The organism is Dyella sp., from assembly GCF_036568765.1.
Lineage (GTDB): Bacteria > Pseudomonadota > Gammaproteobacteria > Xanthomonadales > Rhodanobacteraceae > GSA-30.
Map to the genome: position 1 here is coordinate 1 of NZ_DATCRY010000029.1, position 21,753 is coordinate 21,753.

The window sequence follows — 21,753 nt, forward strand, 5'->3', positions numbered from 1 at the left end:
TCAAACGCCACCTCTGGTGGCCTCCCAAAAACCAACTACGGCAATTCATCCGAGCCATCTCCAGCGGTCCTCTGACTTGGGTGTACACCGGCATCTCTACGTGAAAAACGTGGGGATACCTCAGGGGCTGGGGTGAGGGGGTAACGCTCTTCAGTACGAAACCTTCTTACGTCGTACCAACACATAGACGCCCACCAGCAATGACACTGCCGCGGTGATGACGACGTAGTGCGCCGGTGCCGTTTGCCCTACCCGCTCGGCCATCAATCCAATCAACGCAGCGGTGCTCGCACCGAACACCGCATACGCCACGTTGTAGGCGAACGACAAACCCGAATAGCGGATCGCCGGCGGAAATGCCGCAACCATCAGGCATGGCACCACGGCAACCGAACCGACCAGGAAGCCCACCGCCGGATACAGTACGAGGAAATGCGCGCCACCGGCGGCCAGATCGTCGTAAAGGCCGTAAGTGCCAAGAATCAGTCCCAACGAACCGACGATCAGCGCCCAGGCAGCGCCGATACGATCGACCAGCCAGCCGAAGAACACACAACCGATCGCAAGGCAAAGCGCGGACAGGCTGTTGCCCAGCGAGACATCGTCCTGTGCCAGGTTGAATGGTTTCTGCACCAGGCTGGGCAACATCAGGATCAGCACCAGGATCGCTGCTGTCAGCATCCATGTGGTCAGCATCGAAAGCGCCACACCGCCAAGATGACCGCGCAGCACGCTACGCAGCGGCAATTCGCGGCTCAATTCCTTGCGCTCGCGCATGGCGGCGAACACGGGTGTTTCGCTTAACCAGCGCCGCAACCAGACGGCGACGAAACCGAACACCCCGCCGATAAGGAACGGCACGCGCCACCCCCAGTCGAGCATCTGTGCAGGTGTCAGTTCGTGATGCAACCAGGCCGCCAGCAAAGAACCCAACAGGATGCCGACCGTCAGACCCGAGGTCAGGCTACCCACAGCAAAGCCCACACGGCCAGGAGGAGCATGTTCGGCCACGAATACCCAGGCACCGGGCACTTCGCCGCCGATCGCCACGCCCTGAGTAATACGCAGCAATAACAGCAAAAGCGGGGCGGCCAGGCCGATCTGCGCGTGCACGGGCAGCAAGCCGATCACGAGTGTCGGTAGCGCCATCAGGAACACGCTCAAGGTGAACATTTTCTTGCGACCGGAACGATCGCCAAAATGGGCCATCACGATGCCGCCCAACGGGCGGGCCAGATAACCCGCGGCGAAAATGCCGTATACCTGCAGCTTGGCCAGCCAGGGTGCCGTGCCCGGTGGAAAGAACAAATGGCTTAGCGGCGCGGCCACGAAAAGAAATACGACGAAATCGTAGAACTCCAGCGCACCACCGAGCGCGGCCAGGAAAAGCGTTTTGATATCGCCGCGGCTCAAAGCTTGAGAAGGTACCGGCGACAAGGGACTTGCAGCTTGCATGAAACGTCCAGCGCGAATGACAGGGGCGCCACATATACCACCAGCGCGCACAAACGTCTTCACATTCGCCCTGCTTTTGCTAGCCTAGCGCCCGTCACCCGGGACTGGGGGACTTCCTGGGGGCATACGCAAGCTGGATTTTCCACTGTGTTATGGCGAGGAGAGGAATAATGAGCCTGGGTAAACGCTTGACCGCCGAATTCTTCGGCACGTTCTGGCTGGTATTCGGCGGATGCGGTAGCGCAGTATTAGCTGCGGCCTTTCCGGAACTGGGTATCGGTTTCGCCGGTGTCGCACTGGCCTTCGGTCTGACTGTCGTCACCATGGCCTATGCGGTGGGCCATATTTCCGGTGCGCACTTCAATCCCGCCGTAACCGTGGGTGTGGCTGCCTGTGGACGCCTGCCGGCCAAGGATGTCATTCCATACATCATCGCTCAGGTCATCGGTGGCATCGCCGCAGGCGCCGTGCTCTACGCCATCGCCAGCGGCAAACCGGGTTTCGATGCGGCAGCCAGCGGTTTCGCTTCCAACGGTTACGGCGAACACTCCCCGGGCGGTTACTCGATGGGCGCGGCCATTGTGGCCGAATTTGTGCTGACCGCGTTTTTCCTGATCGTCATCTGCGGCAGCACGCACCGTCTGGCGCCGACCGGCTTCGCACCGCTGGCCATCGGTCTGGCTCTCACTCTGATCCACCTGATCAGCATCCCCGTCACCAATACCTCGGTCAATCCTGCACGCAGTACGGGTGTGGCGGTGTTTCAGGGCGGATGGGCGCTCGGACAGTTGTGGCTGTTCTGGGTGGTGCCACTGATCGGCGGCGCGGTCGGCGGGTTGATCTATCGCGGGTTGCTTGAGGATAAGAAGCCTTAAGGCAACTTTGTTCTTCACGCGGCATCCCTGCTCGTCGTCCCAGCGAAAGCTGGGACCCAGCGTCTTAAGCTCCGATACGTGAAAGGCTCTGGGTCCCGGCGTCCGCTGGGACGACAATAGGAAGGGTTATTGGAGATTGCCTGGAATACTTCGAGCTTCAACGTTCGTAAAGCTCGATCGGCAGCTTGTCCGGATCGGCAAAGAACGTAAAACGCTTTCCCGTGTATTCATCCACACGCACCGGTTCACACGTCACACCATGCGACGACAATCGCCGGATGGCCGCATCGATATCGTCGACGGCAAAAGCCAGATGCCGAAGTCCTTGTGCCTCGGGATAGGATGGACGCGGTGGCGACGAGGGAAACGAAAACAGCTCCAGGCTTACGCCGGGACTTACTTCCAGATCGCATTTCCACGACTCCCGCGCCTCGCGATATACCTCGCGAACGATCGCTAGCCCCAGCACCTCGTGGTAGAAGGCACGCGAACGCGCGTAGTCGGAACAGATCAACGCAACATGATGGATGGCTTTGAGCACGGCAGTCATGCCTCGCTGAACGGAAACGCCAATACATCGGCAATAGCATCGCTGCCGCTCAGACACATCAGCAATCGCTCCACGCCGAGCGCGACTCCGGCACAGTCCGGCATGCGATCGAGCACGGCAAGCAGATTCTCGTCGATAGGTACTTCACGTTGCTCGCGCTGGCGCCGCACGGCATTATCGCGCTCGAAACGTATGCGCTGCTCGGCCGCATCGTTGAGTTCATGATAGCCATTGGCCAGTTCGTAGCGTCCCAGATAAAGCTCGAAGCGTTCGGCCATCGGTGGATCGCCCGGGCGAATTTTCGCCAACGCGCACTGGCTGGCCGGGTAATCGTGGATCAAGGTGATGCGATCGTCAGGGAACGCCGGCTGCAGGATATGTGTGATCAACAGGTCCAGCCAATCGTCGCGCGTCAGCCCCGCCGGTTCGATGCCAAACGCCGCCAGCGGTTCGCGCAAGGCGTCTATGGGCGCATGCACCGGATCGAGCAGCAATTCGTCGATAAACCATTGCCGGTAGCTCTCGACGACCACTTCGCAACGGCGCCCGACCATCGCCAGTGCGGCCTCGACCAAGGCGACGGTTTCTTCCATCAAACGGCGATGATCCCAACCGACGCGATACCACTCCAGCATCGTAAATTCGGGATTGTGGCGTCCGCCTGCCTCGGCGTTGCGGAATACCCGGCCCAGTTCGTAGCAATCGCCGACACCGGCGGCAAGCAGACGCTTGAGCGGGTATTCCGGCGACGTGCGCAGCCAACGCTCGCGCGCACCGGCATCCACGTGACCATGGAAGGTTGTGTGAAAGCTTTCGATGTTCGGATCGGTATTGCCCGCCGCCGAGAGGATCGGCGTTTCTACTTCGAGGACGCCGCGCTCGGCGAAGAACTGGCGGATCAAGGCATACACCTTGGCGCGCAGGCGCAAGGCATAAGTAGTCGTCGAGGGGTGTGGGATGGGGGCGGGCATGGTTGAAAGTATCGCCGGATGCGCAGCGGTTTTTAAGAGCCGCCGCGCACAGACCGTGTCCCTACTCGTGCTGCTTCAACAATGCCAGGAGCGCAGCTTCGTCCCACACGGGCACGCCAAGTTCCTGCGCTTTATCCAGCTTGGAGCCTGCCGACTCTCCTGCCACGACGAAACTGGTTTTCTTGGAAACCGAACCGGCCACCTTGGCACCCAGCGCTTCCAGCCGCTCCTTGGCTTCGTCACGACCGAGCGAGGATAAGGTGCCGGTCAACACCACGGTCTGACCATCCAGCGGCGCACTGGCAGTTGCGGCCTGCTTCGGGATCGCCTCGAGCAGGCGGTGCATGGCCGCTTCGGCGCCACGAAGCTCGGCTAATGCCTCGGCACTGGCCAGATAGGCTTCCAGCCCCAATGACGCCGCCTGCGGCAAGCCGGCCACGATCCATTGCGGTGGACCGGCGGCAATCAACTTGTCCAGCGTGGAGTAATGCTCTGCCAGGAGGCGAGTGCTCTTGGGGCCGAGCTTGGCAATCTTGGCGTTATCCAATAGTACCGACAAGCTCAGTTGCTGACGCAGTTTGGGCGAGGGCGTGCTTTCGTCGCTGAAGACGATACCCGCAGCCAGTAGCGCGTCGACCACTTCCTGGTTGCCTTCCTGCGCGAAAAACGCCGCGATCGACTTGGCCACTTCGCCGCCGACATCCGGCAACACGCGAAGGATGGGCTCGGGCATGGCCCGGATAATCTCCAGCCGCCCCAGCCAGGCAGCCAACGTCTTGGCTGTGCTCTCCCCGATATGCATGATGCCGAGCGCGAAGAGGAACCGCGGCAAGGTGGTGTGCTTGCTCGCCTCGATTCCTTCGATCAGGTTTTCGGCCCACTTGGTGGCCACCTTGCCGGCCTTGACGGTCTCTGGGGTAGTGCCATCGCGCTCATCCGCGCGACGCTTCATCTCCAGGAAATCGTCGAGCGTGAGTTTGTACAGATCCGCCGGCGTGCGCACATAGTCGAAATCGACTAGCGCCTCGGCAAAGCGCTCGCCCAGGCCTTCGACATCCATCGCACGTCGCCCGGCAAAATGGATGATCGCCTCCTTGCGCTGTGCCGGACACACCAGACCGCCGGAGCAACGCCACACTGCGGCGCCCTCCTCGCGTACCAGCGCCGACCCGCAAATCGGACAATGCGAAGGCATCTGCCACGGCACGGTGTGCGCCGGACGTCGATCGAGAATCACCCGCACCACTTCCGGAATCACGTCGCCGGCGCGACGGACGATCACAGTGTCACCGACGCGCACATCCAGCCGCGCCACCTGGTCGGCGTTGTGCAAGGTGGCATTGGTGACGGTCACGCCACCGACATACACCGGCGCCAGATGCGCAGTGGGTGTCGCCGCGCCAGTGCGACCGATATTGATATCGATCGAAACGACTTCGGTGCTCTGCTCCTGCGCGGGGAACTTGTGCGCGATCGCCCAACGCGGTGCGCGCGAAACAAAGCCCATCGCGCGTTGGCCAGCGTAGTCGTCCAGCTTGTAAACCACACCATCGATGTCGTAAGGCAACGCTTCGCGCTTCGCACCGATGCGTTCGAAATATGCAATCAGCCCCTCGAAGCCTTTGGCGGTGCCAACTTCGGGCGAGACCGGGAAACCCCAGTCACGCAACATCTTGAGCGTTTGCGAATGTGTCTCGGGCAAGTCGAACCCCTCTACTTGCCCCACCGCATAGGCAAAGAAGCTCAGTTTGCGCCGCGCCGTGATGGCCGGATCGTGCTGGCGCAGCGAACCGGCGGCGCCATTGCGCGGATTGGCCAGCGGCTTTTCTCCCGTCTTGCGAGCGCGCTCGTTAAACGCTTCGAAATCCCTGCGCAGCATGATCACTTCGCCGCGCACTTCGAGCACACGCGGCCAATCCTTGCCACGTAGGCGCAAGGGGATCGCGCGCACGGTGCGCAGGTTGGCGGTCACGTCCTCGCCAGTTTCGCCATCGCCACGGGTCGCACCCTGGACAAAGATGCCATCTTCATAGCGCAGACTGATGGCCAGACCGTCGAGCTTGGGCTCTACTGAAAACACCGGCAGGCGCCGGTCCAGCGCCTGCTCGATGCGCCGCTCGAACTCCGCCACTTCATGAAAACGCTCGCGTGGCGTACCGCCTTCCTGCTCGAACGCGTTGCTCAAGGAAAGCATGGGGATAGCGTGGCGCACTTCGGCGAAACCGCCCTGCGCCCTGGCGCCGACGCGCCGGCTGGGCGAATCGGGGGTGGCCAGTTCGGGATGGGCTTCTTCCAGCGCCTCCAGTTCGCGCATCAATGCGTCGTATTCGGCATCCGGAATCTCCGGATCGTCCAACACGTGGTAGCGATAATTGGCGTGCTCGATCTGGGTGCGCAGCTCGGCGGCGCGGGTCTTGGGCTGGGTGGGGCTCATGCAATCGTCCTCATATCGCCAAAGTGTAGCGACTTGGCGTTCTTCGGCACATGCGGGGGACGGAAAAATGCAACCTGGCGCAGCCTGGGGAGCTTCAGCACGACCGCCCAAGGAATGAGCGGAGAGAAGTGGTCCTTCTGCTCTAGCTCACTCCTATTCGCTCACGTCTTTGAGAGTCAGCCCGATAGCTCAGCGATGCAGGTGCCCCGACGCTTCGGGCTGGTATTCAATATCCAGCACGCGCAGTCGGCGTTTGCGGCCGTCCGGCGTCGGCCAGTCGATCTGCTGTCCCCTGGACAGGCCAAGCAATGCGCTGCCGACCGGCGCGAGGATCGATACCGTGCCAGGCGCTCCGGCATGCGCGGGGTAAACCAGCGTGACCGTGCTCGATTCGCCGGTGCTTTCATCTTCAAAACGCACCGTCGAATTCATTGTCACGATGCCGGGCGGCATATCGGCCGGTTCTACCACGTCGGCGCGAGCCAGTTCGGCCGCCAGCGCCTCGTAGCGCTCGGCTTCGGCCGGTGACATATGGTCGAGCATGGCTTCCAGTCGCTTCACATCGAGACTGGAGAGCACAATCGGCGGCTTGGACGTGGTCATGGTTTCTTAATCCTTTAAAGAAGAGAGCACAGAGGCAATCCGCTTCCACGTCCTTGGTGGAAGCTGGCGATAGATGAAAAACGCCTGACTTTGGGCGCGCTTTCGCAAAAAATCAAACTGCCATAGCAGGTATTATAGACAAATCATGCCAGAGCCTACCGCCGCCCCAGCGGAACTCCCCGCGTCCGCGCCCGCCGCGGTTGCTGCCAGTACCCCGCCCCATCTGTCTCCCACTCCACCGGGCCGAGCATCCAGTGCCAGCCAGCAAGGCCTGATCGGTCTGGTTGCTGCCGCGTTTTTCATGCAGGCGCTGGATTCGACCATCGTCAACACGGCGGTGCCAGCGATGGCGGAGGCGCTGAATGTCACGCCGCTGGGTATGCGCACCGCCCTGACCAGCTATGTACTGACCCTGGCAATCTTCATTCCCGCCAGTCCCTGGTTATGCGACCGCTTTGGCACGCGCAAGGTTTTCGCCTCGGCTATTGCGATCTTCACATTCGGCTCCCTGCTTTGCGGCATCGCGCAGAGCTTGCCCCAACTAGTCGCCGCACGCGTGCTGCAAGGGCTCGGCGGTGCGGCATTGATGCCGGTCGGTCGCTATGTGCTCGTGCGCAGCATCGACAAACGCGATTTCGTGCGCGCCATGAGCACGGTCGCCACAGTAGGCCTGCTGGGTTCCGTGCTTGGCCCTTTACTCGGCGGGGCATTGGCGCAATATGCCTCCTGGCGCATGATTTTCCTGATCAACGTGCCGGTCGGCGCAATCGGCTGGTGGATGAATCGCCAGTTCATGCCCGATTACCGCCTGGACCATGCGCACCGCTTCGACCTGCTCGGTTTCTTCCTGTTCGCGCTCGCCTCGGCCATGCTCCTGACCGCATCGGAACTGACCGGCACACCCGGAGAGTGGCGGCTGATTGCCCTCAGCGCGGTGCTGGCGGCGCTGTTTGGCTATGCCTATGTGTGGCACAGCCGGCGTACCGAGTATCCGGTACAGGACCTGAAACTGCTGCGCATCCGTAACGTCTGGGTAGCGCTGGCCGGTAATTTGTTCACCCGGCTGGGTGTGTCTGGCATGTTCCTGCTGGTCGTGCTGTTCCTGCAGGTGGGCTGCGGCTGGCCGCCGGTGCTGGCCGGCCTGATGATGGTCCCGCAAGCGCTGGGCTCGATCAGCGCCAAGTGGGCTGTCAACCGGCTGTTGATGGCCCTGGGCTACCGCCGCCTGCTGCTATCGAACACCCTTATCGTTGCGGTGCTGCTGGCGTCCTTCGCCCTGCTCGGCCGCGAATCGCCGATGTGGCTGATCGCGCTGATGATGTTCCTCTACGGCGGCTTCATGGGCCTGCAGTACACCGCCATGAACACTCTTGTGTACCAGGACCTGGACGTAAAATTCGCCTCGATGGCTTCCTCCATGGCCTCCACCGCACAATACCTGTCGATGAGCTTCGGTATCGCGCTTGCATCGCTGTTGATGGCCGCTTTCCTGGGCGGCCACGCGCATGAGGCCTACATCGCGGCCTTCCGCTGGACGGTGATCCTGATGGCGTTAGTGACAGCCGTCGGCAGCCTGATCTTCGCCCGCCTGAAGAAGGACCGGGGCACGGCCGCGGCAGGCAGGGCATAGCAAGAACGGGTAGGATGTGGGTTCATGGACTGAACCGAAGAACAAGCGATGCACGCAGCCGACATCCTTCTGACTCTCTTTATTGTCTTTCTGGCCGCGCAGATCGGCGGCGAGATCGCTCAACGGCTGAAACTGCCCGGCGTAGTCGGCGAAATCGCCGCCGGTGCCATCATCGGGCCATCCGTACTTGGCTGGCTCAAGCCCGAAGAAATCCTTCCCGGCACCCCATTGGACGTACTTGCCGAGATCGGTGTCGTCCTTCTGCTGTTCTCGGTCGGCCTGGAAACCCGGCTGGAAGACTTGAAACGCGTGGGCAAGTCGGCCTTTCTGGTGGGCCTGCTCGGCGTGATCGTCCCGTTCGGCATGGGCAGCCTGTGGGCGCATGGCTCGGGTTTCGACTGGAGCAAGTCGCTGTTCGTCGCCGCCGCCTTCGTTGCCACTTCCGCTGGCATTACCGCGCGCGTCCTGCAGGAGCTCGGTGTCCTCCAGCGCACGGAGAGCAAAGTGATCCTGGGCGCCGCGGTTATCGACGATATCCTGGCCATGCTGCTGCTTGGCGTGGTGACCTCGCTGCAAGGCGGCGACGGCTTCAACCCCATGCACCTGCTGATGGTGCTGGCCGGTGCGATCGGTTTTATCGCGGTCATCGGCTTCGGTGGCGCGCGCATCATGCGCTGGAACTCGTCCTGGCTCGACCGACCGAGCAACCCCCAATCGCCGCTGCTCATCGTGCTGGCGCTCTGCCTGGGGCTGGCCTATGTGTCGACGCTATTCGGCCTGGCCGCCATCATCGGTGCGTTCCTGGCCGGCATGATCGCCTCGGAAACCCGCCAGCAACACACCCTGGAAAAACAGACCCAGCCCCTGCTCGCCCTGCTTACGCCGTTCTTCTTCGTCATCACCGGCAGCAAGATCGACCTGCAACAGCTCGCCAGCGGCGAAGCACTGTGGATGCTTGCCGTGGTTACCGCGATCGCGATCGTCTCCAAACTACTGGGCGGCTACCTCGGCGCGTTGTCGCTAGGGCAGCGCGGCGCGGCCATCGTCGGTTTCGGCATGGTGCCGCGCGGCGAGGTGGGCGTGGTCATCGCCAGCCTGGGCTTGGCCGCCGGGGTGTTCAACGACCGCACCTACGCCATCATCGTGGCGATGTCGCTGTTGACGGCGATGGTCACGCCGCCAGTGTTGGCGGTGTTGCTGAAGCGCCAGGAAAAAGCGGGCTTGCCGGAAGGCTGAATCAACGGCGCACCGGGCGCCGCTTCACCGCATCGCCCGATATGCCCCCAATGCCGCCTCTCGCGAAGCGCCCAGGTCCACCATAGGCGCGGGATAGCCAGTGCGCTTGAGCAATCCCGGCTCCTTCCACGGCTCGAACAAGGCTTCGTCCGAAACAGCGGCCAATTCCGGCAACCAGCGGCGCAGATAGCGCCCTTCGGGGTCGAATTTGCGGGCCTGGCTGACTGGATTGAACACACGGAAATACGGCGCGGCATCCGCGCCGCAGCCGGCCACCCATTGCCATCCCAGGGTGTTGTTGGCCAGATCGGCGTCCACCAGTGTGTCCCAGAACCAGCGCGCGCCGTGGTGCCAGTGCTGGCGAAGATTTTTGGTCAGGAAGCTGGCTACGATCATGCGCACGCGGTTGTGCATCCAGCCCGTATGCCATAGCTCGCGCATACCCGCGTCGACCAGTGGAATCCCGGTACGTCCTTGCTGCCAGCGGCGCAACTGCGTCGGGCTGCGCCGGGCCCAAGTGAAGCGGTCGAAGGCCGGGTTGAAATTGACCTTCGGCGTGCGCGGAAAGTGATACAGCAAATGGTGGGCGAATTCGCGCCAGCCCAGCTCACGCAAGAAAGGCTCCAGATCGGGACGGCGCCGGGTATCGCGACGCTGCGCCTGCGCATGCAAGCTGGCATAGATCTGGCGCGGCGAAATTTCGCCGAAATGCAGATGCGGCGACAAGCGCGACGTGCCGTGGCGTGCCGGCAGATCGCGGCCCTCGGCGTAGCCATTCAGCGCATCGTCGGAAAACAGCTCCAGCATCGCCTGCGCACCGGCCTCTCCCGGCGTCCAAGCCTCACGCAATCCTGAATCCCAAGCCACGCGCGGCAACAGCTCCAATTGCTGCAGCCCCAGGCTGCCTTCGAGCCGTACCGTATGCAGCGATGCGGGCGCCTCTAGCGGCTTCTCCGGATGCAGCAACGTCCTTGCCTGGCGCCAGAACGGCGTAAACACGCGATACGGCTGTTCCTGGCGCGTCGCAATCTCCCAAGGCTCCCACCACAACGCCGCATTGAAGCTGTGCACCTCGATGCCATCGGCGCGCAAGGCTTTCTTGATGTACGAGTCACGTGCAATCGACGCCGGTTCATATAAACGGTTCCAGTAAACCGCGGTTGCGCCCGTGCGGCGAATTATTTCACGCAAGACCGAAAGCGATTCGCCGCGACCGATATGCAGGTCAACGTGTTGCCGCCGCAAGGCCGCCTGCAACGATGCAAGCGATTGATGCAGCCACCAGCGGCCGGCTGCTCCCGCCGCCCAGTCCCCATCTTCATCCGGCGCGTGGATAAACAACGGCAACACCGATGCGTACGACGCCGCAGCCGCGTGCAAGGCCGGATGATCGGTCAGGCGAAGGTCACGGCGAAACCAGACGATGGCAGATGTAGTCATCGACGCAGTCTAACGTTGCCGTGCAACGTTGTCGCAAAACGTCTCAAAAAGCCAAAACGACGGAGTCGAACTAATGAATGAACGTGAAGAAATCTCCAGCAAGCCCTTACGCGGTTTCGCCCGGCTGAACGCCGAGCAACGCGCCCAGATCGCCCGCCGGGGCGGTCTGGCGGCCCATGCGAGCGGTCACGCCCACGAATTCGACACGCACGAAGCACGTATTGCAGGGCATAAGGGCGGCGAGGCCGTCAGCGCCAATCGTGAACATATGGCAGAAATCGGCCGCAAGGGCGGTAGGGGCCGGCGCAAGCGCACACCGGAAGAGCCGCATTCAAGACCCGAATAACATCTTCCAACGGAGGTGGCCATGCGCCAAGGCGCTGCGTTGTCCAAGACCTTGCTAGCGATCGCGCTGGCCACCGCATGGCCCATGGCCCTGGTGGCCCACCCCCAATTGAACCACGCTTCTGACATGCCGGCCCACGGCGTTCATGCCCGTGACCGCGCGTTCCTCCAGCAGGCGGCCAACGAGGGGGCTGCCGAAGTGCTATTGGCGCAAGTTGCACTCAAACAGGCCAGCTCGCCGTCGGTACGCCAGCTGGCACAGCAACTTCTGGACGACCACATGCAGATCGATCGCGAACTGGTCCGGCTCACCAATCTCAAGCAGGATGCACAACCGGCCATGCCGCCGCCTGCAGCAAATCAGAAACGCACGCAACTGCAAGGCTTGCATGGGCCGGCATTCGACCGCGGCTACGTGGACGATGTCATCGATTCGCGCCAGCGTGCATTGGCAGCATTCGGCGCGGCCGCACGCGACAGTCTCGACCCCGATGTGAAGCAGTTCGCACAGAACCGATTACCGATGCTGCAGCACCAGCTAATGCTCGCCAAGGCAATCGCTGGCAGCCGCTGAAACGAGCTTTGACTACTCGCGCGGTTTGGCCGGGATGAACGGCGACACCGGATCGCTAGCCGGAAAGGTCTCTTCCAGCGACTGATCCTGATTGCTGCTTTCCCGGCGTTTGCGCGCTTCGCGCTCTTCGGGTGTTTCCTTACCAGGAGGATGCTTGTCATGATCATGATGCGAATCTTTGCGGTCGTGGTCGCTCATCGTTTTGTCCTCATCGTTCCCGACCGAGGTTGCGCGCATGCGAGTGAAGGGAAAATAATCATTGCTGCGACTCCACACCTTCTGCACAGTGGCACAACAGATTGTGAGCAAGGATGGGCCATGATTGCTCATCTCCCGAACGAAATACCGCCTCCGAACCCACCGGCACCGCCTATGCCGCAGCCGCCCGAGCCGGGTCCGGCTCCTGCACCGCCGCAGCCTGAGCTTCCTCCGGAGATTCCGCCAGATCTTCCGCCGGAAGCACCGCCGCCGTCCGTGCCGCCATTACCTGGTCAAGGCGAGCCGCCACCCATCGGCGATCCGGTGCCACGAGCTTTGCACCATGCCGACCGATAGCGATCTTGCTCGTTGGTTACAGACGATTCGCGAACGCCTCGATGTCGCGTCCGCATCGCGCGGACGCGACATCGACATCGTGGTCGACCATGGCGTCGTCCTGCTCACTGGAACTGTCGATAACCAGCAATGCAAGGACGACATCGAGGCCATTGTGCGCGCGAGTGTCCATGGCCTCATCACCGGGGTCGAAAATCGGTTGACGGTGGAACACGCGCAAACCGAACTGCCCTGATGAACCAAGGGCCTTACACCGCAGACTCGCCCATCGAACCGGTCAGCAGCCAACGACAACTCAACCGTTCCAATACGCGGATGAACGACTTGGCTGCGAATGGCCGCAAAATTCCCACCGCTTCTTTTGGACCATCGCCGGCAAACGCAGCCAGATCGCTCGCCTCATCGAAAACAATCGCCACGGGCACCAGCGACGTCTGCTGTTGACTCTCCCGCCAAGCTTGCAGGCGCGTCCATGCGCCACTTTCGACGATCGCCACTGCTATGGTATCCGCCCCATCCACTCGGGCGAGTGCATCGATCAAGCCGTCGACCGTTGCATGCCTGACGATGGGGTTACGCATGCCGGCAGTCCGCAGGCTCATTTCGATGATGTCCGCATCGTTAACCGATGCAGCCAGTATCGCGACGGTCTGCAAACGCTCGGGCGACCCGGACACACCCATCATCAAATGATGCCCAGCAGCAGCAATACAATAACGATGATGAGAATCAAGCCAAGGCCACCGCTCGGGTAATAGCCCCAGCCACGGCTGTACGGCCAGGCAGGTACGGCACCGATGAGCAAGACCACCAGCACGATCAGAAGAATGAGCGACATCAGCGTCTCCTTTTGGGGATGAGTTAAGGACTGCTTCGATGCAGCCTCACCTTGCAGCTTCTGTCGTCAATGGTGTGTCCAAGTTGTGCGTTCAGCTCATCACGGTGGGGGTGTCAAACGGCAGAGCTGTTGCGCCCGATTCACGTACCGGACCGTCGGCTAAATTCAACACGTCCTTTTCACCATCGAGCACAACCAGGATGTGTCCTTGTTCGATCTCACCTTCGAATTTACGCCGCACGGGATCGGGTACAGCCGATCCGGCCAGTGCACTGGCCCAGGTGCCGACGGCGGCACCCGCAATCGTTGTCGCGGCAACGCCAGCGAGCGTCAGTCCGATGGGGGTCACTACTACGGCAAGCAGCCCTGCAAGCAGTCCGGCTGCACCACCGAGTGTGACGCCGCGCACTGCGGCGGGGTAAAAGTCACCATCGACTACACGGCGATCGTCGGGCACAGCCTCAAGCTCGATGTCCGAACGTGCGATCAGGGAAATATCATTGTCTTCGATGCCGACCCTGCGAGCAGCCGCCATGGCTGCATGCGCGATCGCGATATTCGGCGTGCTGTAAACGTGGCGCGTTTTCATTCGTCGTCCTCCGGCAAGGAAAGTTTCGACAGATCCTGCCGAAGCTTGGTAAAACCATCCCATGGGTCGCTGCGCTGCCGCGTCAATCGCTTGGGCACTGTGCGTATATCGAAAGATGCCGCGCCCTTGAGCTTACCGAGTTCGTCCCAACGCAGAGGCACTGCGACGGGTGCACCGGGACGAGCGCGCAGCGAATAGGACGCTACGGCAGTCGCACCGCGACCGTTGCGCAGGTAATCGATGAAAATCAGTCCCTGCCGTTTGTTTTTGCTTGCTACGGCGATAAAGCGATCCGGATAAGTTCGGGCCACGGTCTGGGCAAAACTGCGTGCAACATGTCTGACTGTTTCCCAGTCGCAAGCCGGCTTCAACGGTACGACGACATGCAGGCCTTTTCCTCCTGTAACACGAACAAAAGATGTCAGACCGACTTTGCTTAGCAGATCGCGCACGCAACGCGCACCTCGAACCACATCCGGCCAGCTCACTTCAGGGCCAGGGTCCAGGTCGAAAATCATCGATGTCGCACGATCCGGGTCGTCTACAGTCGATCCCCAGGGATGGAATTCGATCGCCCCGAATTGCACCAGCTCGATCACCGCTTCGGCCGCATCCGGATAAAGATAATCGCCTGTGCCGCCCGACTCTTCTTTCAGTCGCGCGCTCGGGGTGTGTTTGAGGCCATCGATGGCATGCTTCTGGAAAAAACATTGCTTGGCGATTCCGCCCGGGCAGCGAATGACCGACACGGGACGCCCCTTCACGTTTGGCAGGAAATGCGCCATCACGGCATAGTAGTAATCGGCCACGTCCTGCTTGGTGATACCTTCGCCCGGATATACCTCGCGATCCGGATGCGTGATGGCGATTCCCGCCACTTCGACCGCCTCGGACGCCGTGCCACGCACGCCCCGTTTTCGCGGCGTCGCCGATGTCTTTGCCATAGCTTTATCTCCTCGGCGACGCAGCGTGTTGTCGCCGTTGCGCAGATCTTCGGGCAACTTGTCCAACCGCAAAGCTTTCAACGATGGTTGCCTGAGCAACCCTTGGTTGCCAATGCCGCGGAAATACACTTCTGCGACCGCTCGCGGTCTCACCCAATGTGCGCCGCGCAACAAGGGGTCGATCGTCTGTTTGTGCACCGGTGGGGTCTTTGCAGGATGCTTTTTCAAAGACTCCGTCAGGGACTGCAACTGGCTATCGCTGAAACCAGTACCGACTCGCCCGGCGAAATTCCAACCGCCATCGGCAGCCGGCCGTGCCAGCAGCAAAGAGCCGAATCCGACACGGCTGCCACGGGCTGCCGTATAACCGACCACGGCAAACTCATCGCTGGATAGGCGCTTGATCTTTTTCCAATCATCGCTGCGACCGGCATGATGCATGCCGTCTGCGCGTTTGGAAATGATGCCTTCCAGATTCCGCTGCACAGCCATAGCGAAGACCGCATCGCCATCGCCCGCCGCATGCGTGCTATACAAGAGGCGATCGCTGTGTGCCGCCTTGATCAGGGCTTCTAGCACTTCCTTGCGTTTGACCAGAGGAACTCGGCTGAGATCGTAGCCTTCCAAGTGAAGAAGATCGAATAAAACATAGCGAAGATCGGCGCTCTCTTCGCCCGCCAAAGTCTTCTGCAGCAACCCAAAGTCGCTGCGACCCTGCTCGTCCAGGGCGATCAACTCGCCGTCGAAACGCACCGAATGCAGCCCCAGAGCGGCGAGCGCCGCGTGAAGTTCAGGCACACGGTCGTTCCATTCGATAGCGTTCCTCGACCACAGATTCACCTTGCCCGATGCCACTGCCGTCAGCAGCCGATAGCCGTCCCACTTGATCTCATGAAGCCATTGATCGCCTTGCGGCGGCTTTTCCGCTAGCCGCGTCAACTGTGGCGCGAAGAACTTTCCATCGATAGACTGCTTCCGCGCCCCGTCTAAATCGGCCGCACGTTTGTTCCAAGCGGCGGCATCGAGCCTCTTCGGCCTGACCGGCCGCTTCGACGAAGGTTTCAGTCCTTTATCGACTACAGCGCGTTTCGGCGCCGCGGCCTTTTTGCTCGTACTCTTTTTTGCCGCTTTGGCCGTCGATGCCTTCATACGTTCGTTGAGCAAATCATCGGCTTCAAGCTTTCCGGCGAACTCATCGTCGCCCTTGATCAGAAACCATGCGGGCTGGCGTTCCTGCCGATGGCTACGCACCAAATGCCAGTGCCCCTTGAGACGGCGGCCGAACAACTGAAAGCTCAGGTGGCCCTTTTTCAGCTGTGCAGAGGGATTGCCATCCGGCTGCCATCGGCCATGATCGAAGCGATCGACATGACCTGCCCCATAATGCCCCTCAGGAATATCGCCCTCGAATCCCGCATAGTCCAATGGATGGTCCTCGACCTCTACCGCGAGGCGCTTGACCTTGGGATCGAAGCTGGGCCCTTTCGGCACGGCCCAGCTCTTGAGTACCCCGCCGACTTGTAGACGAAAATCAAAATGGCGCCGCCGCGCGTGATGCAGCTGTACGACGAACATGGCCTGTTCGCTGGCCCGCGCCCGCTGCCCGCGCGGCTCGCGCGTCTGCGCAAAATCGCGCTTCCGCCGATAGTCTCGAAGGCTCATGAGTCGTGCCGATTCGTTGCGGTGTTGTCGAAAAGCCTAAGCATGCCCCTGTGACATCCGCGTGCAACTAGCGGCATTTTCTCGCCACAGTCACGCATGTTTCACCGCCGGGAGGATTTGCTTGCTACCCGCGCTGTCTCCTGCATGGAGTATTGTCATGGCCCGTCCCATCTGGTCCGGCACGCTGTCGTTCGGCTTGCTCAACGTACCGGTTGCCTTGATGCCCGGGCAGCGCGCGGTAGATCTTCATTTCCGCATGCTCGACAGCCGCAACAAGTCACCGGTGCGTTATGAGCGCATCAATGCCGAGACCGGCGAGGAGGTGCCATGGAAAGACGTGGTCAAAGCCTTCGAGTACAAAAAAGGCAGTTACGTCGTCCTGAAGCCGGAAGACATCGCTTCGGCGGCACCGGAAAGCCATGAGTCGGTCGAGGTGGAAGCCTTCGTCGATGCCACGGCCATCGGACCTGAATACTTCGAAAAGCCTTACATACTCGTGCCAGGCAAGAAGGCCGAAAAAGGCTATGTGCTGTTGCGCGAGATACTCAAGCGCACGGGCAAGATCGGCATTGCCAAGGTCGTTATTCGAACGCGCCAATACTTGTGCGCGGTGCAACCCAAAGACGATGCGCTGCTTTTGTTGTTGATGCGTTACCCGCAGGAGCTGGTCGATATCGACGAATACCGCCTACCCGCCGGGCAACTGTCAAAGTTTCGTATTTCGGCCAAGGAGATGGACATGGCCGAAACGCTGATCGAATCGATGTCTGCCGAATGGAATGCGGACGACTACAAGGATGAGTTTCGTTCTAAGCTGCAGAAAGTCATCGAGAAGCGACTCAAGGCCAAGGGTGCGGTGACGCCGGCTGTCGAGGAAGAGTCCACCGCCGATGAGAATGCCGCGACCAACGTGGTCGACTTCATGGCGTTGCTGCAGCAGAGCTTGAAATCCAAGCGGCGTACGCCCGCGAAAAAGGCTGCGACCAGGCAAAGGGCTCGCAACAAACGGGCGCCGGGCAAGAAAGCGGCGCGGAAGCGGAGCACTTCGCGCTGAAAGCTTCCTCTCCCCTACCCTGGCTTCGCCGGGGAGAGGGCACGGATGAGGGGCTCTTCAATGCCGATCCGCAGCAATCACTCCCTGAATCAGCGTCGTGCTATGCCCACCGACCCACGGAGTCTGGCCGCGATAAGTCACCATCAACAAACCATGACGCTGCAGCCGGGTCCCTTGCCTCGCTATGTAACGCGCACGACCGACAGCCTCGCCCATCATGCCTTGTGCTTCCAGCAACCACGCGATGCAGCCGTTCGCGCTGCCAGTGACAGGATCCTCCACCAAGGCGCCCTGCTCGACCAGAAACGTACGCACTTCGATATCCGCAGGTCCAGTCTCTCGATAGAAGCCAAACACCGCCACGCCATGCAGCGAGCTTCGCTCGAGCAGTTCCTGCATGGCACCCGCATCAGGCACCACATCCAGGCATGCCTGCGCATCGGTCAAGCCGACGACCAGCCAGCGATTGCCCATCTCCACCTGTGCCGGCAATAGCTGCACATGCCAGGCCTCGCTGCGCAGTGCCTTGGCCAGCAACGGTCGCAGGGACTCGTCAAAGGCATCGATATTCACCGGGGGCGCCTGAAAAGCCAGCGAACCGTCTTCGCCGATCTCGATGGTCACAAGGCCCACTCCGCAATGCTGTACCAGGCGCCCCGGTGTGCGTGGTTGCAACCCCGCCTCAAGCAAAGCATGAGCGGTGCCCAAGGTCGGATGGCCGGCGAACATGAACTCTTTGTCAGTCGCAAAAATGCGTACCGAATAATCTGCCTCCGGCACAGCCGACGGAAACACAAAAGCGGTCTCGGAAAGATTGGTCCAGCGCGCGATGCCCTGCATGGCTTCCGCACTCAAGCCCTCGCCATCCAGCACTACCGCCAGCGGATTGCCTTTGAACGGCGTGCGGGTAAAGACATCGACCTGCTTGAAAGGGCGCTGCGGCATGATCCAATCCATCTGAGAAACGAGCTCGAAGTTTAGCCCAATACCCAGTTGCGCGACGTCACTCGTAGAAGAGCCGGTTTTTTCGCACGCTGCTTTAATCGCCGGCAACGATCCGATCCCGTCCTTTCTGCTTGGCTTTGTACAAACGCCGATCGACCGTCTCAATGAACGCCCGCATGTCATCGCCGAGGCACGGCACGACGGTGCTGACTCCAATGCTCGCCGTCAGCACCTGGTCTATGAGCGACTCCTCATGCGGAATCTGCGCGTTCGCCAGCATCTCGCGACAACGCTCGGCGACCTTGGTCGCGGCCTTGCCATCGGTCTCGGGCAGGATCAGCACAAACTCCTCGCCGCCGAATCGCGCCAGGAAATCGCGCGCACGCCTGGCCGACTGCAGCAGGATCGCAGCTACTTCCTTCAGGCACTGGTCGCCGCGAAGGTGACCATAATGATCGTTGTACTGCTTGAAATAATCGATATCGAGCATGATCAGCGACAGGGGTTGCCGGTTACGCCGTGCGTTGGTCCATTCCAGCTCCATGACGAAATCGAAGCGGCGCCGATTGGCTACGCCAGTCAGGCCGTCCTTGAAGGACATTTCCTCCAGTTCCTTCTGCAACAACACCAGCTCTTCTTCAGTCTTCTTGCGCTCGCTGATGTCGAACATGAAGCCGATCAACGAATCGACAGTGCCATCCTCGTTGCGCACCACGTGAACCACATCGCGTATCCAGACATACTCGCCGCTACGCGACAATGCGCGATAATCGGCCTCATGGTCGATACCGGCGATCGATTGCGAAACGCAGAAATCCACCACGCGCTGGCGATCCTCCTCGTGGATACGCGAGGCCCAGTCCTCCACGGTCACCCAACTGGAGGGTTCCCAGCCCAACAACTCGCCGATCTGGGGGCCAATGTAGGCGAAGCGCATGGTGGCCCAATCGATCTTCCAGGGGATCGCCCGGGTCGATTCCAGCAATGTCTTGTACACGGCCGGGTCTTCGGCCAGGTTGGTCTCAAGCAAGGACATCGCGAACCTCGGAACCGTACGGGTGTGCCGGCCGATCGATGTCGGTGGACGGCACAAGACAGCCAGATGACACTCGGCAGGCATTCTTGCCCAAAATGGGCACCCGGCGCGGCCCGTTCCGAGCCGGCTCGAGCCAAATCTCGGCCAGGACCGCGCCAGCGTCCCGTAACGCTTGTGGCAACAGCATATTTTCCCCTGTGGCGGCGAGGTGGAGCCCCGCTCCCAACCGAGGAAGCAAGGTCCATGCCTGCCTCCGATGGAGCAAACTGCAAGAGGCGGCGCGGATTAGAATTGCCGGGCGGTTTAGGATCGAGCAGGCCCAATCCCCTACTATTCGCGTCCCATCACGACAAGGCGAGTGCTTGATGCTTTGGGAAGAGAAACACGGCGGTATCTGGTCGGTGGATGTCGACTACGGCGACACGCTCATCTTTGCACGTCACCTGCCGGCGGCCGATCTCATTGCCTACTTGTTTCGCCGCAGCGACGGCATGTATGTCGCTTCGATCTGGCGCAAGACCCACTACCGCAAGTGGCGCCTGCCGTTCTGGACCTCGGTCGAACCGGCCGAGAGCTTCGCCACCGAGCAGGAAGCCGATGTCTACCTGACCGAATTGATCGGCAAGCTTGAGGCCGAGGATCAACTCGCGCCCACGACACCGCGCTATGAAAGCGATGAGTTCGCACCGATGGAAGAACAGACCATCGAGGCGGACAACGTCGTTTTCCTCTTTCCACCGGGTTCAAGGCAACGCCCCTGAGCCAGGGATCCTCCGTGGCGAGCGACTCTTGGGCCGCTCGCCACCCTTGCGCTACTCTCCAGTCTATGGCGACCAAAACCCCCTTCTCGATGATCCGCGAGTTTCACCTCGCCGACTGGTTCACCTTGGGCAACGCCGTTTGCGGCGTGAGCGCCTTGTTTTCCGTCATGTCTTATCTGGATGACGGCAATCTTTATTGGATGTACCAGGCCTGCGCCTTGGCCGTGGTCGCCCTGGTATTCGATGTGCTCGACGGTCGCATCGCGCGCTGGCGCCAGAAATCCTCGGCGATGGGCCGTGAGCTCGACTCGCTCGCCGATGTGATCTCCTTCGGCGTGTTGCCGGCGGCTATCGCCTATGGCTGCGGCATGCAAAGCGGCCCGGACAAGGCCGCTCTGGTGTTCTTCGTCGCCTGTGGCGTGTCGCGCCTGGCGCGCTACAACGTCACCGCCGAAGCGTTGTCCGACGGCGGCGACAAGGTGAAATATTTCGAAGGGACTCCGATCCCCACGTCGTTGCTTCTGGTCGCAGTACTGTTCATCGCGGCCAGAAGCGGTGCAATCGGCGACAATCTCTGGCTGGGCACGTTCTATGTGAACAGTTTCACCCTGCACCCGCTGGTACTGATGTTTGTGCTCTCCGGTTCATTGATGATCAGCCGCATCCATATTCCGAAGCTATAGCGTCTCATAATGCTTGAGAGCAAATCCGGGCATTGATGACACCGGATCGCGACCACACACCTTAAGCATATCCTCGTCCGGAGACCTCCCATGGCAGCCCGCCCGATCCTTACACCCGGCCCCGATCATCCCATCGGCATCGTCCCGAGTGGCGAACGCATAGTGGTGCGCGCCGGCGGCAAGGCCATTGCCGATACTCGCGAGGCCCTTTCGCTCAAGGAAGCGCACTACCCGGCCGTGCTTTACATCCCCCGCAAAGACGTCGACATGGCCCAATTGAGTCGCAGCAAGCACGCCACCTACTGCCCCTATAAAGGTGACTGCTCGTACTACAGCATCCAGGCTGCCGGCGAGCGCGGTATCGACGCGGTATGGACCTATGAATCGCCCTACCCGGCGGTTGCCGCCATCAAGGATCATCTGGCGTTCTATCCTGACCGTATCGATAGCATCGAGCGTTTGCCACTTCATTGATGCCCGCGGCGACTCGGCCACAAGGTCGATTGCCAGCCAGTTCTCAACCCTGCAAGGTGACTGCCATGCGGATACGCCGGCATCGTGCGATATTGCGTA

23 protein-coding genes are annotated in these 21,753 nt (G+C 61.0%); 10 read left to right on the forward strand and 13 right to left on the reverse strand.

Annotated features, from left to right (window positions below; all coding sequences use genetic code 11):
• Positions 1 to 150 precede the first annotated feature (150 nt).
• Positions 151 to 1,455: an MFS transporter gene (locus VIM98_RS02665; protein WP_331991545.1), complete on the reverse strand. Its 1,305-nt coding sequence runs from the start codon at positions 1,453 to 1,455 to the stop codon at positions 151 to 153.
• A 170-nt stretch (positions 1,456 to 1,625) separates the two neighbouring features.
• Between VIM98_RS02665 and aqpZ the strand changes: the two genes are divergently transcribed.
• Positions 1,626 to 2,330: an aquaporin Z gene (gene aqpZ, locus VIM98_RS02670; RefSeq protein WP_331991546.1), complete on the forward strand. Its 705-nt coding sequence runs from the start codon at positions 1,626 to 1,628 to the stop codon at positions 2,328 to 2,330.
• Between the two features lie 157 nt (positions 2,331 to 2,487).
• Here the strand turns inward: aqpZ and VIM98_RS02675 are convergent, their stop codons facing one another.
• The 4 genes from VIM98_RS02675 to rnk form a co-directional block, all read right to left on the reverse strand.
• A complete protein-coding gene (locus tag VIM98_RS02675) occupies positions 2,488 to 2,880 on the reverse strand; it encodes a VOC family protein (protein WP_331991547.1) in 393 nt (130 codons plus the stop codon).
• A complete protein-coding gene (epmA, locus tag VIM98_RS02680) occupies positions 2,877 to 3,851 on the reverse strand; it encodes an EF-P lysine aminoacylase EpmA (protein WP_331991548.1) in 975 nt (324 codons plus the stop codon). Before epmA ends, VIM98_RS02675 begins: the two co-directional genes overlap by 4 nt.
• A gap of 61 nt (positions 3,852 to 3,912) precedes the next feature.
• The gene (ligA, locus tag VIM98_RS02685; protein WP_331991549.1) at positions 3,913 to 6,285 is read right to left on the reverse strand and encodes an NAD-dependent DNA ligase LigA; all 2,373 of its coding nucleotides are present in this window, start codon (positions 6,283 to 6,285) and stop codon (positions 3,913 to 3,915) included.
• 189 nt (positions 6,286 to 6,474) lie between these two features.
• Positions 6,475 to 6,888, reverse strand: coding sequence for a nucleoside diphosphate kinase regulator (gene rnk / locus VIM98_RS02690; protein WP_331991550.1), 414 nt, complete (start codon positions 6,886 to 6,888; stop codon positions 6,475 to 6,477).
• A gap of 145 nt (positions 6,889 to 7,033) precedes the next feature.
• On the opposite strand from rnk, the gene VIM98_RS02695 reads away from it, so the two are divergent.
• The gene (locus VIM98_RS02695) at positions 7,034 to 8,518 is read left to right on the forward strand and encodes an MFS transporter (RefSeq protein WP_331991551.1); all 1,485 of its coding nucleotides are present in this window, start codon (positions 7,034 to 7,036) and stop codon (positions 8,516 to 8,518) included.
• 48 nt (positions 8,519 to 8,566) lie between these two features.
• Positions 8,567 to 9,754 carry a cation:proton antiporter gene (locus VIM98_RS02700; protein WP_331991552.1) on the forward strand — a complete coding sequence of 396 codons (1,188 nt, stop codon included), beginning with the start codon at positions 8,567 to 8,569 and terminating at the stop codon, positions 9,752 to 9,754.
• A gap of 24 nt (positions 9,755 to 9,778) precedes the next feature.
• Here the strand turns inward: VIM98_RS02700 and VIM98_RS02705 are convergent, their stop codons facing one another.
• Positions 9,779 to 11,194, reverse strand: coding sequence for a deoxyribodipyrimidine photo-lyase (locus tag VIM98_RS02705; RefSeq protein ID WP_331991553.1), 1,416 nt, complete (start codon positions 11,192 to 11,194; stop codon positions 9,779 to 9,781).
• Between the two features lie 73 nt (positions 11,195 to 11,267).
• Between VIM98_RS02705 and VIM98_RS02710 the strand changes: the two genes are divergently transcribed.
• Together VIM98_RS02710 and VIM98_RS02715 are read left to right on the forward strand one after the other, a co-directional pair.
• Entirely contained in the window at positions 11,268 to 11,540 is a 273-nt protein-coding gene (locus VIM98_RS02710) for a stress-induced protein (protein ID WP_331991554.1), read from the forward strand.
• Positions 11,541 to 11,561: 21 nt separating this feature from the next.
• Positions 11,562 to 12,113: a DUF4142 domain-containing protein gene (locus VIM98_RS02715; protein WP_331991555.1), complete on the forward strand. Its 552-nt coding sequence runs from the start codon at positions 11,562 to 11,564 to the stop codon at positions 12,111 to 12,113.
• A 12-nt stretch (positions 12,114 to 12,125) separates the two neighbouring features.
• Here the strand turns inward: VIM98_RS02715 and VIM98_RS02720 are convergent, their stop codons facing one another.
• A complete protein-coding gene (locus VIM98_RS02720) occupies positions 12,126 to 12,311 on the reverse strand; it encodes a hypothetical protein (protein WP_331991556.1) in 186 nt (61 codons plus the stop codon).
• A 343-nt stretch (positions 12,312 to 12,654) separates the two neighbouring features.
• Here VIM98_RS02720 and VIM98_RS02725 point away from each other — a divergent pair, with 343 nt between their 5' ends.
• Positions 12,655 to 12,903 carry a BON domain-containing protein gene (locus VIM98_RS02725; protein WP_331991557.1) on the forward strand — a complete coding sequence of 83 codons (249 nt, stop codon included), beginning with the start codon at positions 12,655 to 12,657 and terminating at the stop codon, positions 12,901 to 12,903.
• A 13-nt stretch (positions 12,904 to 12,916) separates the two neighbouring features.
• On the opposite strand, the gene VIM98_RS02730 is transcribed toward VIM98_RS02725, so the two are convergent.
• The 4 genes from VIM98_RS02730 to ligD all read right to left on the reverse strand — a co-directional run bounded on the left by VIM98_RS02730 (position 12,917) and on the right by ligD (position 16,701).
• Positions 12,917 to 13,354, reverse strand: coding sequence for a hypothetical protein (locus tag VIM98_RS02730; protein ID WP_331991558.1), 438 nt, complete (start codon positions 13,352 to 13,354; stop codon positions 12,917 to 12,919).
• Positions 13,354 to 13,506, reverse strand: coding sequence for a DUF3309 family protein (locus VIM98_RS02735; RefSeq protein ID WP_331991559.1), 153 nt, complete (start codon positions 13,504 to 13,506; stop codon positions 13,354 to 13,356). Before VIM98_RS02735 ends, VIM98_RS02730 begins: the two co-directional genes overlap by 1 nt.
• Positions 13,507 to 13,597: 91 nt before the next feature.
• Positions 13,598 to 14,095: a hypothetical protein gene (locus VIM98_RS02740; protein ID WP_331991560.1), complete on the reverse strand. Its 498-nt coding sequence runs from the start codon at positions 14,093 to 14,095 to the stop codon at positions 13,598 to 13,600.
• Positions 14,092 to 16,701, reverse strand: a complete 2,610-nt coding sequence (ligD, locus tag VIM98_RS02745; RefSeq protein WP_331991561.1) for a DNA ligase D — start codon at positions 16,699 to 16,701, stop codon at positions 14,092 to 14,094. Before ligD ends, VIM98_RS02740 begins: the two co-directional genes overlap by 4 nt.
• Positions 16,702 to 16,858: 157 nt before the next feature.
• On the opposite strand from ligD, the gene VIM98_RS02750 reads away from it, so the two are divergent.
• On the forward strand, positions 16,859 to 17,755 hold the full coding sequence (locus VIM98_RS02750) for a Ku protein (protein ID WP_331991562.1): 897 nt from the start codon (positions 16,859 to 16,861) through the stop codon (positions 17,753 to 17,755).
• A gap of 57 nt (positions 17,756 to 17,812) precedes the next feature.
• Here the strand turns inward: VIM98_RS02750 and VIM98_RS02755 are convergent, their stop codons facing one another.
• Both VIM98_RS02755 and VIM98_RS02760 read right to left on the reverse strand, forming a co-directional pair.
• A complete protein-coding gene (locus tag VIM98_RS02755) occupies positions 17,813 to 18,700 on the reverse strand; it encodes a PhzF family phenazine biosynthesis protein (protein ID WP_331991563.1) in 888 nt (295 codons plus the stop codon).
• A 94-nt stretch (positions 18,701 to 18,794) separates the two neighbouring features.
• A complete protein-coding gene (locus tag VIM98_RS02760) occupies positions 18,795 to 19,736 on the reverse strand; it encodes a sensor domain-containing diguanylate cyclase (RefSeq protein WP_331991564.1) in 942 nt (313 codons plus the stop codon).
• A 365-nt stretch (positions 19,737 to 20,101) separates the two neighbouring features.
• Between VIM98_RS02760 and VIM98_RS02765 the strand changes: the two genes are divergently transcribed.
• The 3 genes from VIM98_RS02765 (at position 20,102) to VIM98_RS02775 (ending at position 21,654) form a co-directional block, all read left to right on the forward strand.
• Entirely contained in the window at positions 20,102 to 20,497 is a 396-nt protein-coding gene (locus VIM98_RS02765; RefSeq protein ID WP_331991565.1) for a hypothetical protein, read from the forward strand.
• 65 nt (positions 20,498 to 20,562) lie between these two features.
• Positions 20,563 to 21,180, forward strand: coding sequence for a CDP-diacylglycerol--serine O-phosphatidyltransferase (gene pssA, locus VIM98_RS02770; RefSeq protein ID WP_331991566.1), 618 nt, complete (start codon positions 20,563 to 20,565; stop codon positions 21,178 to 21,180).
• A 90-nt stretch (positions 21,181 to 21,270) separates the two neighbouring features.
• On the forward strand, positions 21,271 to 21,654 hold the full coding sequence (locus tag VIM98_RS02775; protein WP_331991567.1) for a DUF427 domain-containing protein: 384 nt from the start codon (positions 21,271 to 21,273) through the stop codon (positions 21,652 to 21,654).
• Positions 21,655 to 21,753: the final 99 nt, after the last annotated feature.

Excerpts from the sequence above, each read along its gene's own strand:
- aqpZ (WP_331991546.1), top strand. The coding sequence starts at position 1,626 with ATGAGCCTGGGTAAACGCTTGACCGCCGAATTCTTCGGCACGTTCTGG.
- VIM98_RS02740 (WP_331991560.1), bottom strand. The coding sequence starts at position 14,095 with ATGAAAACGCGCCACGTTTACAGCACGCCGAATATCGCGATCGCGCAT.
- VIM98_RS02775 (WP_331991567.1), top strand. The coding sequence starts at position 21,271 with ATGGCAGCCCGCCCGATCCTTACACCCGGCCCCGATCATCCCATCGGC.
- VIM98_RS02705 (WP_331991553.1), bottom strand. The coding sequence starts at position 11,194 with ATGACTACATCTGCCATCGTCTGGTTTCGCCGTGACCTTCGCCTGACC.
- VIM98_RS02695 (WP_331991551.1), top strand. The coding sequence starts at position 7,034 with ATGCCAGAGCCTACCGCCGCCCCAGCGGAACTCCCCGCGTCCGCGCCC.
- ligA (WP_331991549.1), bottom strand. The coding sequence starts at position 6,285 with ATGAGCCCCACCCAGCCCAAGACCCGCGCCGCCGAGCTGCGCACCCAG.
- VIM98_RS02715 (WP_331991555.1), top strand. The coding sequence starts at position 11,562 with ATGCGCCAAGGCGCTGCGTTGTCCAAGACCTTGCTAGCGATCGCGCTG.
- VIM98_RS02735 (WP_331991559.1), bottom strand. The coding sequence starts at position 13,506 with ATGTCGCTCATTCTTCTGATCGTGCTGGTGGTCTTGCTCATCGGTGCC.
- rnk (WP_331991550.1), bottom strand. The coding sequence starts at position 6,888 with ATGACCACGTCCAAGCCGCCGATTGTGCTCTCCAGTCTCGATGTGAAG.
- epmA (WP_331991548.1), bottom strand. The coding sequence starts at position 3,851 with ATGCCCGCCCCCATCCCACACCCCTCGACGACTACTTATGCCTTGCGC.
- VIM98_RS02700 (WP_331991552.1), top strand. The coding sequence starts at position 8,567 with ATGCACGCAGCCGACATCCTTCTGACTCTCTTTATTGTCTTTCTGGCC.
- VIM98_RS02755 (WP_331991563.1), bottom strand. The coding sequence starts at position 18,700 with ATGCCGCAGCGCCCTTTCAAGCAGGTCGATGTCTTTACCCGCACGCCG.
- VIM98_RS02730 (WP_331991558.1), bottom strand. The coding sequence starts at position 13,354 with ATGATGGGTGTGTCCGGGTCGCCCGAGCGTTTGCAGACCGTCGCGATA.
- ligD (WP_331991561.1), bottom strand. The coding sequence starts at position 16,701 with ATGAGCCTTCGAGACTATCGGCGGAAGCGCGATTTTGCGCAGACGCGC.
- VIM98_RS02710 (WP_331991554.1), top strand. The coding sequence starts at position 11,268 with ATGAATGAACGTGAAGAAATCTCCAGCAAGCCCTTACGCGGTTTCGCC.
- VIM98_RS02665 (WP_331991545.1), bottom strand. The coding sequence starts at position 1,455 with ATGCAAGCTGCAAGTCCCTTGTCGCCGGTACCTTCTCAAGCTTTGAGC.
- VIM98_RS02765 (WP_331991565.1), top strand. The coding sequence starts at position 20,102 with ATGCTTTGGGAAGAGAAACACGGCGGTATCTGGTCGGTGGATGTCGAC.
- VIM98_RS02720 (WP_331991556.1), bottom strand. The coding sequence starts at position 12,311 with ATGAGCGACCACGACCGCAAAGATTCGCATCATGATCATGACAAGCAT.
- pssA (WP_331991566.1), top strand. The coding sequence starts at position 20,563 with ATGGCGACCAAAACCCCCTTCTCGATGATCCGCGAGTTTCACCTCGCC.
- VIM98_RS02675 (WP_331991547.1), bottom strand. The coding sequence starts at position 2,880 with ATGACTGCCGTGCTCAAAGCCATCCATCATGTTGCGTTGATCTGTTCC.
- VIM98_RS02760 (WP_331991564.1), bottom strand. The coding sequence starts at position 19,736 with ATGTCCTTGCTTGAGACCAACCTGGCCGAAGACCCGGCCGTGTACAAG.
- VIM98_RS02725 (WP_331991557.1), top strand. The coding sequence starts at position 12,655 with ATGCCGACCGATAGCGATCTTGCTCGTTGGTTACAGACGATTCGCGAA.
- VIM98_RS02750 (WP_331991562.1), top strand. The coding sequence starts at position 16,859 with ATGGCCCGTCCCATCTGGTCCGGCACGCTGTCGTTCGGCTTGCTCAAC.